We start from the raw sequence: 15,350 nt of genomic DNA, 5'->3' as shown, positions 1-15,350 counted from the left end.
CCTCACCAGATGGGATGGTCGCTGAACTTCTCCAGCGTGCTCACCGACGGCCGGACGAACCAGAGCCCGGCGCTGTAGCCGATCAGGCCGATGGCGAAATTCGCGAAGGTCGCGAGCAGTTCGGGCAAGCCGAGCTTGCCGTGGTTGCCCCAGAGATCCACCAGCGCGGACACCCCGAGCGCGATCAGGCAGCTGATCGACAGCACGGTGAAACAGGCGGTCAGCGTCGCGCGCGTGCCGCGGGCCCTGGCGGTCACCAGGTAGTCGCCTTGCAGGCAGCGGCGCGCGGACAGGACGACCACGGCGATGGCGAGCACGGACAGCATCGGCAGCAGCAGCGCGGCGAGACCGAGCAGTCCGCGCGGCAGGCTGTGCCCGTGCAGCGGACGGTTCACGAGCGCGGTGATGCCGAAAACGAGCAGCGTGCCGATCGCCAGCGAAACCCCGATGACCACGGACGCGACGCGCACCCGGGCGGCGAACAACGGCGGCAGCGGGGCGTACTCCGCGGACTGCTGCCCGTAGTACTGCTTCACCGCATCACCTCCGCGCCGGCAACCCGAACGAACGTGCAAATGCTCGTGAAGACCACCTTAACGGAATGCGATTCCGGCAAGGCGGCCTTCACGGCACTTGTCACCGAGGCGTGCTAACGGGCTTGCCTGATCAAGCCTTCTCGGCAAGGAGATTCGCGCACCGGATGAGGCCGATGTGCGAGTACGCCTGCGGGTGGTTGCCGAGCGAGCGCTCCGCGACCGGGTCGAACTGCTCGGGCAGCAGTCCGGTCGGGCCCGCCGCGTCGACGATCTGCGCGAACAGCTCCTCGGCCTCGTTGCGCCGCCCGGTGCACAGGTACGCCTCGATCAGCCAGGCCGCGCAGATGTGGAAGCCGCCCTCGCCGCCGGGAAGGCCGTCGTCGCGCCGGTAGCGGTACACCGTGGAACCGCTGCGCAGTTCGGCCTCGATCGCCGTCACGGTCTTCTGGAACCGGTCGTCCGCCGGGTCGATGAGGCCGGTGAGGCCCACGAACAGGGACGCCGCGTCGAGGTCGGTGCCGTCGTAGGCGGTGGTGAACGCCTGCACCTCTTCGTTCCAGCCGTGCTCGAGCACGTCGGCCTTGATCTCGTCGCGCAGCGTCGGCCAGGCGCCGGGGACGTCGCGGCCGTACTCGTCGCCGAGCCGCACCGCGCGGTCGATGGTCACCCAGCACATCACCCGCGAGTACACCCGGTGCCGCGGCACGTGCCGCTCTTCCCAGATCCCGTGGTCCGGCTCGTTCCAGCGCCGCGTGACGGCCTCGGCCATCGCGCGCACCATCTGCCAGTCCTCGTCGCGCAGTTCGCCGCGCACCTCCGCCAGCGTCGCGACCAGTTCCACGACCGGGCCGAACACGTCGAGCTGCACCTGGTGGTTGGCGAGGTTGCCGACGCGTACCGGCCGCGAACCGGCGTACCCGGGCAGCGATTCGATGACCGCCTCCGCGCCGATGACGCTTCCGGCCAGCGTGTACAGCGGGTGCAGCCGCTCCGGGCCGGCCAGCGTGGCGAGCACGCCGTGCAGCCACTTCAGGTAGCCCTCGGCCTCCTCGTGCGAACCGAGGTGCACCAGTTCGCGGACGGTCATCGCGGCGTCGCGGATCCAGCAGTAGCGGTAGTCCCAGTTGCGGACCCCGCCGATCTCCTCCGGCAGCGACGACGTCGCGGCGGCCAGCACGCCGCCGGTGTCGGTGTTGACCAGACCGCGCAGGGTCAGCGCGGAGCGGCGCACCAGTTCGGTCTGCACGGTCGGCAGCTTGAGCTTCGCCGCCCAGTCGCTCCAGTACCGGCCCGCCCGGTCCCGGCGGTCCACTTCGGACAGTTCGTGCGCGGCGAGATCCGTGGTGCCGCAGCGCAATTCGAGCACCACCGGCTGCTCCGGCGTCGGCTGGACGAGCGCGGTCGCGGTGTCCTGCAGCCCATCGGAGGCGATCGACCATTCGACGCCCGGCGAGCGCAGCACGAACGGCTCCGACGTGCCCAGCACGCGCAGGCCCTCGGCCTCGGCGACCAGCCGCACCGGCACGCCGCCGAATTCCGGCCGCGGCGCGAACACGACCTGCGCCACCGCCTCGCCGGAGATCACGCGCACGAGGTCGGTGCGGTGCCCGGGGCTTTCCGGCTCGAGATAGTCCGTGACGAGCAGCCGCGACCAGCGCGTCTCGACCGTCATCGTGTTCGGCAGGTACCGCTGGCCGAGCGGGAGCCCGTTGCGGTGCGGTTTGATCGAGAAGTGCCCGGCCCCGGGACCGCCGAGCAGGTCGGCGAACACCGCGGGGGCGTCCGGGCCGGGGTGGCACAGCCAGGTCAGCTTCGCGTCCGGCGTCACCAGCGCGACCGAGCGCTCGTTGGCGAGCAGCGACAGCCGCTCGATCGGCGGCGCGGACTCGCCGTAGAGCCAGTTGCGCCGCTCTTCCAGGAGGAACGCGAGCACCATCGCGACGTCGACGGTGTCAGGCACGTGGTACTCGGCGAGCGATTCGCCGTCGCCGACCTTGATGCCGAGGTCCGGACCGGCCAGCCGGGCGAACGCCTTCTCGTCGGTGACGTCGTCGCCGAGGAACACCGCCGCGGTGGCCCCGACCTGGTGGCGCAGGGTGTCCAGCGCGTTGCCCTTGTCGGTCTTCACGACCGCCAGCTCGACGACTTCCTTGCCGTCGGTGGTCGTGACGCCTTCCCACTTCGACGGGCCTTCGTGCACGTCCGAGAGGACGCGCCGGCCCGCGTTGTGCTCGGCGCGGCGCACGTGCACCGCGATGCTCGCCGGCTTGACCTCGAGCGACACCCCGGGCACGTCGAGCACCAGCTGTTCCAGCTCGTGTTCGAGCCGCCGGTGCAGCGCCTTCGCGTCCTCGTCGAGCGCGTGGATGAAGCCGATGTCGAACTCGGACCCGTGGCTGCCGACCAGGTTGACCTCGGACGGCAGCCGCGACAGCGTCGCGAGGTCCCGAAGAGCCCGGCCGGAGATCACGGCGGTGGTCGTTTCGTGCAGGCCGGCGAGCGATCTCAACGCGCCGACGGACTCGGGCAGCGGCCGCGCCTCGTCCGGGTTCGCGGTGATGGGGGCCAACGTGCCGTCGTAGTCGCAGGCGACCAGCAGGCGCGGGGTACGGGCGATCTGCACGATCGCGCGCCGTAGCTCCGCGGGCAACGCCTCGGCGGTCAACACTCCTCCTCAGGAGGTCCAGCGCGGTACGGGGGAGGGGGTCAGTCGGCCGGTTCGGCACCCAGCGCCTGGAGGAACGAACGCGCCCACCGGTCGACGTCGTGGGTGAGGACCTGGCGACGCATGGCGCGCATCCTGCGTCGGCCCTCGGCGGGGTCGAGCGTAATGGCAGCCTCCAACGCGTTCTTCACCCCGTCCAGATCGTGCGGGTTGACGAGGAAAGCGCTGGTCAGTTCGGCCGCGGCGCCGGCGAACTCGCTGAGCACCAGCGCGCCGCCGAGATCGGGGCGGCACGCGACGTACTCCTTGCAGACGAGATTCATCCCGTCGCGCAGCGGAGTCACCACCATGACGTCGGCCGCGGAGAAGAAGGCGGCCAGCTCGGTGCGGTTCACGGATTGGTGCAAATAGTGCACGACCGGGTGGCCGACGCGGGCGAACTCGCCGTTGATCCGGCCGACCATCTGCTCGATCTCGCCGCGCATCCGCTGGTAGTGCTCGACCCGTTCGCGGCTCGGGGTGGCCAGCTGCACGAACGTGACGTCGCCTGGTTCGAGACGGCCCTCGTGCAGCAGTTCGTGCAGGGCCTGCAGCCGCAGGTCGATGCCCTTGGTGTAGTCGAGCCGGTCGACGCCGAGCAGCACCGTCTTCGGGTTGCCGAGGTCGCGGCGGATCTGCTTGGTCCGCTCGACGACGCCCTTGCTGCGGGCGAGCGAGTCGAGGCCCGCCGCGTCGATGGAGATCGGGAACGCGCCGACGCGCACCGTGCGGTCGCCGACCTGCACCATGCCCGGCCGGGACCGGACGCCGACCGCGCCGCGCGTGGGTTCGAGGCCGACCAGCTGCCGGGCCAGCCACAGGAAGTTCTGCGCGCCGCCGGGCCGGTGGAAGCCGATCAGGTCCGCGCCGATCAGGCCGCGCACGATCTCCGCGCGCCACGGGAGCTGCATGAACAGCTCGACCGGCGGGAACGGGATGTGCAGGAAGAAGCCGATGCGCAGGTCGGGCCGCAGCTCGCGGAGCATCCGGGGCACCAGTTGCAGCTGGTAGTCCTGGATCCACACGGTCGCCCCCTGCGCGGCGACGGCGGCGCTGGCCTCGGCGAAGCGGCGGTTGACCTTCACGTAGCTGTCCCACCACGACCGGTCGAAGACCGGCCGTTCGACGACGTCGTGGTAGAGCGGCCAGAGCGTGGCGTTGGAGAAGCCCTCGTAGTAGTCGCGGACCTCGGCCGAGCTGAGCGACACCGGGTGCAGGACGAGCCCGTCGTCGTCGAACTCGTCCACGTCGACGTCCGGCACGCCCGGCCAGCCGACCCACGCGCCCTTGCGGGAGCGAAGGAACGGTTCGAGTGCCGAAACGAGTCCGCCCGGGCTGGCGGTCCAGCGTTGTTCCCCGTCCGCGGTCCGTTCGAGGTCGACGGGCAGCCGGTTGGCCACCACGACGAAATCCGCGGACGGTCCGCTGTTCCGGTCGGCAATCGCGTCAGTCACTCCAGCTGCTCCCTCGTCCTCGGCGGGTCGCGGCCCCAAGAGAAACCCTAGCGCGCGAGGAGTGACCGGCCGGTGACCAACTGGTTACTCCAAACGCCGTTCGGTCGGTTCCATCGGCCCGGCGAGCCGGGGTCCGGAGAGCTTCCGCTCGAGCCTGCCGAGGCCGGTGCGGACCGGCTGGGCGAGGTATTCGCCCAGTACAACGCCCGCCGCGAGGGCGAGCCCGATGGCGACCGCGGTCATCAGGGTCGAGATGTTCCCGCCTGGCGAAACCGCTAATTGGTATAGACCACGATAGGTGGAGAGGCCGGGCAGCAGCGGAGTGATCCCGGACACGGCGACCACGAGCGGAGTAACTTTCAGCCGCCGCGCCATCACGCCGCCGCAGAACCCGACGAGCGTCGCCGCGACCGCCGAAGCGCTCACCGCGTCAAGCGTCGCGATGATCAACGCGCCGTACACGAGCGCACCGATCGCGCCCGCTGCGGCGGCGACGAGCATCGCGCGCAGCTTCGAATACGAGGCGAGCGCGAAGCAGGCGGCCGCGCCGGCCCCGCCGACGACGATGATCGGCAAGTGCTGCGCGGTCGAGGCGGGAACGTCGGGCAACGGCGTGCGCGGCAGTTCGAGCATCACCGCGAGTCGCAGGGCGAGCACGACGCCCGCGATCAGCCCGGCACTCATCAACGCGGTTTCCATCGTGCGGCCGGACGCGGTGACGTAATAGCCGGTGATCCCGTCCTGCACCGCGGAAACCGTGGAGAGCCCGGACAGCAGCACGGTGACCGCCGCCGCGACCACCAGCGTCGGCCGGTCGGTGGTCAGGATGTTGCTGCTGACTATGACCATCGCCGACAGCGTCGCGAACAGCCCGCCGACCACCTGCTGGAAGAAGAACGGCAGGTTGACCTTGTTGAGCAGCCTGCCGATCCGGTCGACCGCGGCGGAGATGACCATCGCGACGAGCGCGATGTCGAGGCCCCCGCCGAGCAGCAGCGTGATGAACCCGGCCAGCCCGCCCCAGGCGGCGGTCGCGGTCCAGCGCGCGTACGGGTGCGGCGCGGAGGTGATCCGGTCCAGTTCGGTGACCGCTTCCTCCGCCCCGGTGTTGCCGCGGACGATCTGGCGCACGAGCGCCTCGGTCTCGGTCAGCCGGGTGTAGTCGAGACTGCGCGAACGGACCACTCGCAACGCGGTCACCGGCGCGAGGTCGGTCCCGCGGTGACAGGTGACGGTGATCGACGTGAAGATCACGTCGACCTCGCAGTGCGGCAGCCCGAGCGCGGAGGTGAGCGCGAGAATGGTCGCGGTGACGTCGGAAGCCCCGGCGCCGCTGGCCATCTGCACTTCGCCGATCCGCAGAGTGAGATCCAGGACGAAGTTGACGGTCGCGTCGTCCGGCGGCTTGGGACCGATCGCCTCCTCGGACTCGACCGCGGGCTGTTCGGCGGTCGGAGCCTCGAGAATGTGCCAAGCGCGCCGGCGCAGCAGATTCGGCCGATGCCGCTGGCTGGAGCGCGGGTGCGGAGGCTCGAGAATCGGCCACCGTCTGCGCGCAGCCCCCTGGCCGGCACGCTCGTTGATCTTCATGATCGATCCCCACCTCCTCGTTCGTTCCCGGGGACCATCGGCCGTACCGCCCCAGCTGTTGCAGTGGTGTCCGACACACCTGCCACCGATCGTGCCGCATGGGGTTGGATCTTGCCGATTTCCGGTGCTGACCTGGGAGTTAGGGCGGGTTGTCCGGCTGCGGCGGAAGCGGCCCGATATACTTTTGGCGCGCCCGTCGCCGGGTGCGTGCCGGTATAGCTCAGTTGGTAGAGCATCTGTCTTGTAAACAGAAGGTCAGGGGTTCGAACCCCCTTGCCGGCTCCGTCTCGATCATGGGCCCGTGATAACCGCGCCGGCTGGCACTCGAAACACGTTTCGGTCACCGCGATCGGTCGTCCCGTGCTCCAGTTCGACCACAGCCACCGCGCCGTCGTCTTCGGTCTTCACCACGCGGCAAGGGATGCGAACCGGCGCTGGATACGTCGACGCTGTCGTGAGGTCGTCGGCGAGCATTGGCAATTTCTCGACGAGCGCGCGCTCGATGCCGTCAGCCTCGGGGAACCGGACCTCGACCCAGCCAGGGAACTCGTCGTCCACCACTCGCGTGGCTGTGCCGTTGAGGTATGCCATGCCGCGAGAATGCCGTATCCGAAACGACAGAGCGGGCGCGACGAAGTAGTTCAGGCAGCGGACCGCGGGATGTCCGTGGCAGGCAAATCGATCGCGGCTCGACCGGCCTCGGTGAGGAGGGCCGGAACGCGCTCGCCGCGGCGGCCTGCTCGCAGTGGGACCACCAAGGCGAACCGGGCGAGGCGGTGGGCGGTGAATTGGTCGCAGCAGGGGACGCCGTCGATGTAGAGGTCGGGTTCACAGCTGCAGGTCATTTCGGCGCGGCCGAGGCCGACGGCGGTGAGAGTGGCTCGCTCGCGGTGGTTCAGCGGGAGGATCTGGGCCGACATGACTGCCTCGCTGGGGTGGGTTCGCTTAGTGCTTCCTCCCACTGTGCGAGATCCATCTGGTGCCAGCCAGAGCCAGTTTCGAGCCTATCTCGCGGTACCAGATGAGGTGGAGTGGCGATGCTCGCGACGGCACCGGGTCAGGTGCGCGGGCCGCCGCGAGCGGACGGTCTCGGAATCAGAAGCCGTCGCAGGTGGCGGTCGCGAAGTTGCCCGATGCCTTTGCCGTCTTGGCTTCCTTGCCGTCCACGACGACCTTGCAGGCCACCTCTCCGCCCTCGGCGCCGGTGGTCACCGACAGGCTGCCGCCCTTGAACAGGCCCTTCGTGGTGATGTCTTTCGACCACGGCAGGGTCTGCGGCTGGTCCTGGTTGGAGGACGCGTTGCCGTCGCCGATGGTGGTGTAGGTGATCGAGGCTTCCTTCGCGGTGCCGGTGACCTCGTAGTGGATCGTCACGACGCGGTTCGCTTCGTTGTTGACCTCGTTGACCACCTTGGCGGCCGTCACGGTCCACACGATGCAGATCGCCAGGCCGATCACCGACAGCACGAGACCGGCGATCGAGAGGCCCTTGTTCGTGGCCTTTCCGGACCGCGTCCGGACGAAGCCGAGTGCCGAGAAAATGATCCCGAGGATCACCAGCGGCCACGCCACGAGCCCGACGACCGGGACGAACGAGAAGATCAGGCCGATCAGTCCGAGCACGAACCCGGCGGTGCCGAGCCCGTTCTTCGGCTGGGCGGGCGGGGCCGGGTAGGGAGCGGGCGGCGGAGGATAATCAGGGGCGGACATGAGAGCCTTTCGTGATCGAACGTGCACAACCAGGTCGCACTGATCGCCCCGAGTGTTACGTGATGTCTGGTATCAATTCATGCGCGGTTCCACATGCACTCGCTCGCCCTGGAGTCCGAAGAGGATCAGCAGCTCGACCGCGCCTCCGTCGGCGGAGCCGAGCCAGTGCGGTTCCGTCGTGTCGAACTCCGCTGCCTCGCCGGGCGGGACGGTCAGGTCCTTCGCGCCCACGATCAGGCGGAGATGCCCGTTGAGGACGTACAGCCATTCGTAACCGCTGTGCGTTTTCAGCGCGGGTTCGGCGGAGCGGCCGGGGATGAGCATTTTGTACGCGTGCACGCCGCCCGGTCGCCGGGTCAGCGGTACGTAGGTCATCCCGTGCTGGTGGATCGGGCGCAGGTGGACGCGCGGGTCGCCGGCGCGGGGTGCGCCCACCAGGTCGTCGATCGGCACGTCGTAGGCGCGCGAGAGCGGCAGCAGCAGTTCCAGGTTCGCCCGGCGCTGGCCGTTTTCCAGGCGGGACAGGGTGCTTTCCGAGATGCCGGTCTCCGCTGACAGGTCGGCCAGGGTGATGCCGCGCCGGGTGCGCAGGGTGCGCAACCGCGGGCCGACCGCGTCCAGGACTTCGTCGATCTCACGCATGACCCCAGTCTCGCGGAAGCGGCGAGACTGGGGCGCGTTCAGGTCAGCCGACCAATTCGGGAGCCGGTTTCGCGGCACGCCGCGCGGGGGCGGTTTCCGGGAGGATCAGCAAGCAGACCAGGCTCAGCACCAGCAGCGCGGCCAGGTAGTAGCCGACCGCGAGGGCGTCGCCGGTCGCAGCGACGATGCGGTTGGCGATCATCGGGGAGAGACCGCCGCCCAGCACCGCGCCGACGTGGTAGCCCACGCCGAGACCGGACTGGCGCTGCTCGCGCGGGAACAGTTCGGCGAACCACGTGTACATCGGTCCGAAAAGGATTCCGGTGGCGGCGAAACCCAAGAGCAGCGCGACGAATACCGAGCTGATGGTGCCCGCCGACGCGATCGGGAACATCACGAGCGCGGCGATGATCGACAGGACCGCGCCGGTCACCATCACCGGTTTGCGGCCGATCCGGTCGGACAGCCAGGCGGATCCGACGTTCGCGGCGGCGTGGCACAGCAGGGTGATCGTCGAAATGGTGACGATCGGCGCGCGCGGGAGGCCGAGACCTTCCGGGGCGGCGGCGGTCGCGTAGGACAGCATGAACGTGACGAGTGCGAAAGTGCAGGCGGTGAGGCCGAGGTTCGCGCCCGCGATCAGCAGCAGTCGTCGCCAATTCGAGCGGAGGACGTCGGCGAGCGGCTTTTTCGCACGCGTTTCCGCGGCGGCCATTTTCTCGAATTCCGGGCTTTCCGAAACGCCGCGGCGGACCCAGATGCCAATCGCCAGCACGATGCCGCCGGCGAGGAACGGGAGACGCCAGCCCCAGTTCATGATGTCGTCGTTGGGCAGCAGGAGAACCAGCGCGAACGCCAGGTTCGCCAGCACGACACCGATCGGCGAGCCCAGTGCGACGAAGGAACCGTAGAGGCCGCGCCGTTTTTCGGGCGCGTGCTCAACGGCGAATACAGCCGCGCCGGCGCTTTCCCCACCGCGGGCGGCGCCGTGCAGCAGGCGCAGCCCGACGAGCAGCAGCGGCGCGGCGATGCCGATCACCGCGTACGGCGGGAGAACGCCCATGCCCAGCGTTGCGATACCCATCAGCAGAAACGCGGCGTACAGCGCGGTGCGGCGGCCTCGACGGTCGCCGATCCAGCCGAAAAGCGCCGCGCCGAGCGGGGCCATCACGAAACCGATGGCGAAGGTCGCGAGGCTCATGAAGGTGCCGAACCAGGCGTTGCCGGTTTTGAAGAACACCGACCCGAACACCAGCGCCGCCGCGGTGCCGTAGATCGAGAAGTCGTACATTTCCAGGGAAGTGCCGACGCCGGCGGCGAATCCGAGCCGCAGCACGCCGGGAGAGTGCGCTTCGTCGCGCTTGGCCATAGCAGGCCTTTCGTCGTCTCGCGCGGAATGCGCGGAGTGTCCGGTGGTGGGGAAACGGTGGACACAGCTTAGGGAAAGCGTGACGAAGGAGGCAAAGTCCGATTTGCGGCGGATTGATAAATAAAATCGATCAATTAATAGACAAGACGGCCGGAATCGCGAGGATTCCGGCCGCTCGGCTCAGTACAGTTCGATCACCAGTTTTTCGGAGCGCGCCCGCGACACGCACAGCGCCATCTGGTCGCCGGAAGCCTTGTCGCTGGCCGAAAGACACTGGTCGCGGTGCTCCGGCGTGCCTTCCAGCACCCCGGAAACGCACGAACCGCAGATGCCTTCCTCGCACGATTTGAACACCTCGATCCCGTTGTCGGTCAGCACCGACAGGATCGACCGGTCGGCCGGGATCTCGAATACCTCGCCGGTGTCGAGTTCGACGGTGAACGGCTGGTCGCCGCTCGTGTCGACCTCGGCCGCGGTGAAATGTTCGACGTGCACCTGCGTTTCGCCGACCACGGGCGCGAACACGCCGGTGACCTGCTCCATGAATCCTTCCGGGCCGCAGGTGTACACGTGCCCAGCGGAACCGAGCCCGGATGCCACTTCGGTAAGCACCGCGGGCTGTTCGTCCCGCGGTACCCCGAAATACAGCAGCACTCGGTCCCGGAATTCAGCCTGTTCCTCAAGCAGGGAAACAAAAGCCGCTGACTCCCGGCTGCGCGCGAAGTAGTGCAGTTCGAATTCCGCACCGTCCGCGTGCAGCTGATAAGCCAGGCTCAGCAACGGAGTGATGCCGATGCCGCCCGCGATCAGCACGTGCCGCTCGGCGTCCGGAGCCAGCGAGAGCAGGTTCCGGGTTTCGCCGATCTCGAGCTTGTCATTCTCCGCGACGGTGTGCAGCGCCTCGGAACCACCGCGCGAATCCGGCTCCCGCTTCACCGCGATCAGCAGCGAGGACGTGTCGTCCGGCCGCCCGCACAGCGAATACTGGCGCAGGATCCCGGTCGGACCGGTGACGTCGACGTGCGCACCGGCGGGATGCGGGTCGAACGGCAGACCGTCGGCGCGCACGAGGCGGAGCGCCCGGATTCCAGGCGCTTCCTCGACGACCTCGGCCACGCGGACCACGGTGTTCGGCATCGGCTCTCCGTTTCAAGCGGTTCAGCGCAGGTAAAGGCCGCCGTTGGCGTCCCAGCAGGCCCCGGTGACCGAGGCCGCGCCGGGCGAGGCGAGCAGCGACACCATCCGTGCGATGAACGCCGGGTCGCCGAGCCGTCCGACGGGGATGTTCTTCGTGAAGGCCTCGAGGTTGTCCTCGCCGACGATCGAATGCACCATCGGGCTGTCCAGCGGCCCGGGGGACACGGAGTTCACGGTGACCCCGCGCGAGGCGAGTTCGCGCGCGAACACCTTCGTCGCGGACATGATCGCGCCCTTGGACGACGCGTAGTGCCCGCCGGTCGCGGTGCCGCCGTTCTGGCCGGCCAGCGACGCCATGTTCACGATCCGCCCGTAACCCTGCTCGGCGAAGTACGCGCCGAAGATCTGGCAGGCGGTGAACGTGCCGGTGAAGTTGACCGCGAGGACCGCGTCGAGGTCTTCCGGCGTGATCTCCATCAGCGGGGCCGCCTGGGTGCGGGCCGCGTTGTTGACCAGCACCTGCACGGTGCCGAAATCGCGGACGACGTCGTCCTTCAGCTGCGCGAGCGCCGCCCGGTCCCGGACGTCGACCTCGTAGCCGCGGCAGTTGCCAAGGGATGCGGCCAGCTTTTCGGCCGCTTCACCGTTGATGTCCACGATCGCGACGCGGTAGCCCTCGGCGTGCAGTTGCCGCACGATCGCTTCGCCGAGCCCGTTCGCGCCACCCGTGACTACCGCGACGTGCGGCTCCGTCTGCGCGCTCACAGCAGGAATCCCGCGGCCGGAACGGCTTCGTCGCTGTTGACCAGCCGGACGACCTTCAACGCGATCCGGTCGCCTTCGGGACCGTCAGGCGAGAACCGGATGCGGTGCACCAGATCCGCCGCCCACAGGTCGTGGTTGCCGCGCTTGTAGGCGACCAGGATCTGGGCCGAACGCAGCACGACTTCTTCGTCCGAAACGGATTCCGGCACGAAGCGCGACACCGTGCGCACGGTGCGGGCGGAGTCGACGGCGGCGAGCGCGTAGCCCTCGGTCATCCGCGCGACGCGCATCTGCCGCATCCGCGCGTCGTCGTAGACCATGTTCAGCGAACCGGCGAAATCATCGGTTTCCCGGTCGATCGGGATGACGTAAATCCCGTCTTCGGCGAACAGCTTTTCCCACTCGTGGTATTCGGTGCGGTCCAGCAGTTCCGCTTCGCGGTTGACCAGCTCGACGGCGCGCGCGACCCGCGTGTCGGTGGTGGGGATGGTCTCAGTCATCGCCCATCATCTCCTTCCACTGGGCGTACGCGGCGCGCATGCCGGTTTCGTCGGTGACGTGCGAGGTCGGCCAGCCTTCGGGGCTCGCCTTTTCCCGCGCGAGCCCGCGGTTGACCAGGATCGGCAGGTCCGGGCCGCCGTGCGCCCCGCGCTGCACGCGGTCCCAGCCCTCGGCGTCGTCGGGCGTGCCGAACCCGAACGGGCCCTGGAAGTGTTCGTGGATGCGCAGCCGCTCGCGGTTGACCACGTCCAGTTCCGGCGGCCCGTCGGGACCGATCGCGACGTGCTCGATCAGCGTCTCGTTGACCGAAATCGGCCGCAGCACGCGGAAAAACGCCGCGGACATCGAGACGTTCGGGAACAGGTTGAGGTTGAACCCGGTGCCGTGCATGGCCCGGACCACCTTGCGCACCTGCGCCTCGTCCAGCGTCTTCGACAGTTCGGACACGACGTGGTCGAACCGGCCCTGCAACGGCTCGGTGCCGTCGTCGACGTCCAGATCGGAGTGCTCCGGCACCATCTGCATGACGCTGTGCCCGTTGCCGAGCGAATGCGTGATCGCCGACGGATCGGTCATGAACGACATCATGTCGGCGGTTTCCGCGTCCACCGAAGCCATCCACGACCGGTGCACGATCGGGAAGTGGTAACCGTCGGTGGTGTTTTCCAACTGGATCTTCCAGTTGCCGCGGAACTTGAACTGGTGCTTGCCCAGCACCTTGATCGGGTAACCGCCGCCCTGCTTCATGAAGCGGTCGATCCACAGTTTCGCGTCGCCCAGGAAGTCCTCGAGGGACTCGCCGTCCTCGGCGAAGGTCGCGAAAACCATGCCGCCGTACGATTCGGTGCGCAGTTTCTTCAGCGACAGTTCGCCCTTTTCCAGGACGCCTTCGTAGCCGTCCGGGTAGGGGATGCCGCGCAGCTTGCCGTCGAGGCCGTAGCTCCAGGCGTGGTACGGGCAGGTGAAGCCGTTGGCCTTGCCGCTCGGCTTCTCGCACAGGCTCGCACCACGGTGGCGGCAGCGGTTGAGCATCGTGTGCAGGGTGCCCTTGCGATCCCGCGTCACGATTACCGGCTGACGGCCGACGTAAGTGGATTTGAAGTTCCCCGGCTGCGCCAATTCGCTTTCGTGCGCGACCCACACCCACGAACGTTCGAAGATCTGCGTCATCTCGCGTTCGAAGATTTCCGGGTCCGTGTAAAGCCGGGCGGCTACGCGGTCGCTCTCCGCGAAATCGGCGGGAACAACGGTGTTCTCAGTCATGAGGTCTCCGATTTCAGTCGGGCAGGTCGACGTCTTCGCGGACGGTCAGCGGACGGCCGATCCGGGCTTCGATCTTGGCGAAGCGCCACAGCTTGACGCCATTGCTGCCGACCTCCGTGGTGCGCAGCAGGTTGCAGCCGGCCTTGACGGTTTCCTGGCTGTCGGCGTCGGCGAGGATGTAGCAGGTCCACGGCCAGCCGTCAGACGGGCCGACCATGTGCGCGTCGTCGTCGATGTCGCCGATGAACGTGATGCCCGGCAACGCTTTCAGCTGGTCCATCATGGACACGAAGGACTGCCAGACGTCGCCGATGGTGATGCCGTCGGCGGGCAGGTCGAAGAAGTTCTGGTTGATGCCGATGCAGAAAAGCACCCGCAGGGGCTGCGTGCTCACAGTCGGAGACTCCTCGTCGTGGTGGTGGCTGGTCAGCGGAAGCCGGGGCTGGTCGGCGGCTGTCCCATGAGAACCGCGCCGGCGGCGTCGTGGATGGCCGGGCCCAGGAACGCATGCTGCTTGGGTACCAGTGCGTCGCCCTGAAGTCCACGCAGCGGGTGCGTCGAGTAGATCGGCGCGGTGCCGGAAATCTCGACGAGCTTCGACACCACCTCGGACGCCGTCTTCGCCAAGTGCGCGGACGAAAGCCGCAGCTGGGCGTTCTGTTCGTCGGTGGCCTCGTCGCCGGAAACGACGGTGTCCCAGACCTCGTGGCTGACCTCGTAGAACCAGGCGCGGGCGGACCGCAGCGCGGCCTCGGCGTCGGCGTACCCGGTGCGGTAGTAGCCGCGGTCGGCGAGCTTCGGCGCACCAGTGACGCCGGTGTAGCCAGCGCCGACCTCACGGGCGTGGTCCAGCGCGGCCCGTGCGACGCCCGCGCCGACGATGGCGAGAACCTGCGCGGCGTAAGCGATTGTGGGATAGCGGTAGAGCGGCTCGTCCACGGTGGGCGCGCCGCCGCGGATGAACGTCCACTCGCGCGGGACCTCGACGTCGCGCACGACCAGGTCGAACGAACCGGTGCCGCGCATGCCGACGACGTCCCATTCCCGCACGATCTCGACCTGGTCGGGCCGCAGCAGCGCGGTGCGCGGTTTCCCGCCGGTCGATTCGTCGCCGGGGATGCCGACGCCGAGGATGTCCGCGCCCATGCAGCCGCTGGCGAACTTCCACCGGCCGTCGACGCGGAAGCCGGTTTCGGTCGCCGGGGCCGGCTGGACCGGGAAAAGCCCGCCGGCGAACGCGACGTCCGGACCGTTCTTGTACAGCTCGGCCTGGGTGTCCAGCGGGAGCGCGGCGAGGTAGATCAGCGACGAGCCGAAGCTGGCGACCCAGCCGGTCGAACCGTCCACTGTGGAAATCCGCTCGATCAGGCGGAGGAATTCGGCGGGCGGGAGCGGGTTGCCGCCGAACTTCGCGGGCGTGCTGGCCCGGTAGACGCCGACCTGCTTGAGCCGGTCGATGAAGTCGCGCGACACGTAGCGCTGCTGCTGGAACTCGTCCTTGCGCGTGGCGAGCTCGGCGAGCACCTCCTCCATGGTGACTTCGCTCATCGCTGCTCCTCAGAATGCCGGTGCGGTCGGTCCGACGGTACGAAGGACGCCGCCGCGCGGGAATTGGTAGTGCCTGAGCGGGCGTAGGGGATTTCTTCAGTGCGAGCCGCCAGCCAGGGGCTTTACCCTGA

At 68.6% G+C, this 15,350-nt stretch carries 15 protein-coding genes and 1 tRNA gene; 1 reads left to right on the top strand and 15 read right to left on the bottom strand.

Going from position 1 to position 15,350, the window contains the following annotated elements; translation table 11 throughout:
• Window positions 1-2 precede the first annotated feature (2 nt).
• From EIZ44_RS10525 to EIZ44_RS10510, 4 genes are all read right to left on the bottom strand, one after another.
• Window positions 3-536, bottom strand: coding sequence for a hypothetical protein (locus EIZ44_RS10525; RefSeq protein WP_037808127.1), 534 nt, complete (start codon window positions 534-536; stop codon window positions 3-5).
• A gap of 130 nt (window positions 537-666) precedes the next feature.
• The gene (gene otsB / locus EIZ44_RS10520) at window positions 667-3,201 is read right to left on the bottom strand and encodes a trehalose-phosphatase (RefSeq protein ID WP_167754079.1); all 2,535 of its coding nucleotides are present in this window, start codon (window positions 3,199-3,201) and stop codon (window positions 667-669) included.
• Window positions 3,202-3,242: 41 nt separating this feature from the next.
• Window positions 3,243-4,694, bottom strand: coding sequence for an alpha,alpha-trehalose-phosphate synthase (UDP-forming) (locus EIZ44_RS10515; protein ID WP_037808125.1), 1,452 nt, complete (start codon window positions 4,692-4,694; stop codon window positions 3,243-3,245).
• Window positions 4,695-4,778: 84 nt separating this feature from the next.
• Window positions 4,779-6,284 carry a threonine/serine exporter family protein gene (locus EIZ44_RS10510; protein ID WP_134661950.1) on the bottom strand — a complete coding sequence of 502 codons (1,506 nt, stop codon included), beginning with the start codon at window positions 6,282-6,284 and terminating at the stop codon, window positions 4,779-4,781.
• A 209-nt stretch (window positions 6,285-6,493) separates the two neighbouring features.
• Between EIZ44_RS10510 and EIZ44_RS10505 the strand changes: the two genes are divergently transcribed.
• A tRNA-Thr gene (locus EIZ44_RS10505) sits at window positions 6,494-6,566 on the top strand.
• 9 nt (window positions 6,567-6,575) lie between these two features.
• Here EIZ44_RS10505 and EIZ44_RS10500 read toward each other — a convergent pair.
• From EIZ44_RS10500 to EIZ44_RS10450, 11 genes are all read right to left on the bottom strand, one after another.
• Complete coding sequence (locus tag EIZ44_RS10500) at window positions 6,576-6,875, bottom strand: hypothetical protein (RefSeq protein WP_134728442.1); 300 nt, start codon at window positions 6,873-6,875, stop codon at window positions 6,576-6,578.
• A gap of 50 nt (window positions 6,876-6,925) precedes the next feature.
• Window positions 6,926-7,204, bottom strand: coding sequence for a hypothetical protein (locus tag EIZ44_RS10495; protein ID WP_037808121.1), 279 nt, complete (start codon window positions 7,202-7,204; stop codon window positions 6,926-6,928).
• Between the two features lie 175 nt (window positions 7,205-7,379).
• Window positions 7,380-7,994, bottom strand: a complete 615-nt coding sequence (locus EIZ44_RS10490) for a DUF4190 domain-containing protein (protein ID WP_037808111.1) — start codon at window positions 7,992-7,994, stop codon at window positions 7,380-7,382.
• Between the two features lie 72 nt (window positions 7,995-8,066).
• On the bottom strand, window positions 8,067-8,636 hold the full coding sequence (locus EIZ44_RS10485) for a helix-turn-helix domain-containing protein (RefSeq protein WP_037808109.1): 570 nt from the start codon (window positions 8,634-8,636) through the stop codon (window positions 8,067-8,069).
• Window positions 8,637-8,679: 43 nt separating this feature from the next.
• The gene (locus tag EIZ44_RS10480; RefSeq protein ID WP_037808106.1) at window positions 8,680-10,005 is read right to left on the bottom strand and encodes an MFS transporter; all 1,326 of its coding nucleotides are present in this window, start codon (window positions 10,003-10,005) and stop codon (window positions 8,680-8,682) included.
• 180 nt (window positions 10,006-10,185) lie between these two features.
• On the bottom strand, window positions 10,186-11,142 hold the full coding sequence (locus EIZ44_RS10475; protein WP_037808104.1) for a PDR/VanB family oxidoreductase: 957 nt from the start codon (window positions 11,140-11,142) through the stop codon (window positions 10,186-10,188).
• Between the two features lie 21 nt (window positions 11,143-11,163).
• On the bottom strand, window positions 11,164-11,907 hold the full coding sequence (locus EIZ44_RS10470) for an SDR family NAD(P)-dependent oxidoreductase (RefSeq protein WP_134728441.1): 744 nt from the start codon (window positions 11,905-11,907) through the stop codon (window positions 11,164-11,166).
• The gene (locus tag EIZ44_RS10465; RefSeq protein ID WP_037808101.1) at window positions 11,904-12,407 is read right to left on the bottom strand and encodes an aromatic-ring-hydroxylating dioxygenase subunit beta; all 504 of its coding nucleotides are present in this window, start codon (window positions 12,405-12,407) and stop codon (window positions 11,904-11,906) included. Before EIZ44_RS10465 ends, EIZ44_RS10470 begins: the two co-directional genes overlap by 4 nt.
• Complete coding sequence (locus EIZ44_RS10460; protein WP_037808099.1) at window positions 12,400-13,671, bottom strand: aromatic ring-hydroxylating oxygenase subunit alpha; 1,272 nt, start codon at window positions 13,669-13,671, stop codon at window positions 12,400-12,402. The genes EIZ44_RS10465 and EIZ44_RS10460 overlap by 8 nt, the downstream gene beginning before the upstream one ends.
• Before the next feature lie 13 nt (window positions 13,672-13,684).
• Window positions 13,685-14,065 carry a hypothetical protein gene (locus EIZ44_RS10455; RefSeq protein WP_037808097.1) on the bottom strand — a complete coding sequence of 127 codons (381 nt, stop codon included), beginning with the start codon at window positions 14,063-14,065 and terminating at the stop codon, window positions 13,685-13,687.
• A 32-nt stretch (window positions 14,066-14,097) separates the two neighbouring features.
• Entirely contained in the window at window positions 14,098-15,219 is a 1,122-nt protein-coding gene (locus tag EIZ44_RS10450) for an acyl-CoA dehydrogenase family protein (RefSeq protein ID WP_134728440.1), read from the bottom strand.
• Window positions 15,220-15,350: the final 131 nt, after the last annotated feature.

This window comes from Amycolatopsis nivea (genome assembly GCF_004522235.1).
Classification (GTDB): Bacteria; Actinomycetota; Actinomycetes; order Mycobacteriales; family Pseudonocardiaceae; genus Amycolatopsis; species Amycolatopsis nivea.
Note: the sequence above shows the minus strand (reverse complement) of the source record. Positions and strands in the feature narration are given on the sequence as shown.

What these genes read in the sequence shown, in the direction of transcription:
- EIZ44_RS10510 (WP_134661950.1), bottom strand. Translation starts at nt 6,284, where the DNA reads ATGAAGATCAACGAGCGTGCCGGCCAGGGGGCTGCGCGCAGACGGTGG.
- EIZ44_RS10500 (WP_134728442.1), bottom strand. Translation starts at nt 6,875, where the DNA reads ATGGCATACCTCAACGGCACAGCCACGCGAGTGGTGGACGACGAGTTC.
- EIZ44_RS10495 (WP_037808121.1), bottom strand. Translation starts at nt 7,204, where the DNA reads ATGTCGGCCCAGATCCTCCCGCTGAACCACCGCGAGCGAGCCACTCTC.
- EIZ44_RS10490 (WP_037808111.1), bottom strand. Translation starts at nt 7,994, where the DNA reads ATGTCCGCCCCTGATTATCCTCCGCCGCCCGCTCCCTACCCGGCCCCG.
- EIZ44_RS10485 (WP_037808109.1), bottom strand. Translation starts at nt 8,636, where the DNA reads ATGCGTGAGATCGACGAAGTCCTGGACGCGGTCGGCCCGCGGTTGCGC.
- EIZ44_RS10480 (WP_037808106.1), bottom strand. Translation starts at nt 10,005, where the DNA reads ATGGCCAAGCGCGACGAAGCGCACTCTCCCGGCGTGCTGCGGCTCGGA.
- EIZ44_RS10475 (WP_037808104.1), bottom strand. Translation starts at nt 11,142, where the DNA reads ATGCCGAACACCGTGGTCCGCGTGGCCGAGGTCGTCGAGGAAGCGCCT.
- EIZ44_RS10465 (WP_037808101.1), bottom strand. Translation starts at nt 12,407, where the DNA reads ATGACTGAGACCATCCCCACCACCGACACGCGGGTCGCGCGCGCCGTC.
- EIZ44_RS10460 (WP_037808099.1), bottom strand. Translation starts at nt 13,671, where the DNA reads ATGACTGAGAACACCGTTGTTCCCGCCGATTTCGCGGAGAGCGACCGC.
- EIZ44_RS10450 (WP_134728440.1), bottom strand. Translation starts at nt 15,219, where the DNA reads ATGAGCGAAGTCACCATGGAGGAGGTGCTCGCCGAGCTCGCCACGCGC.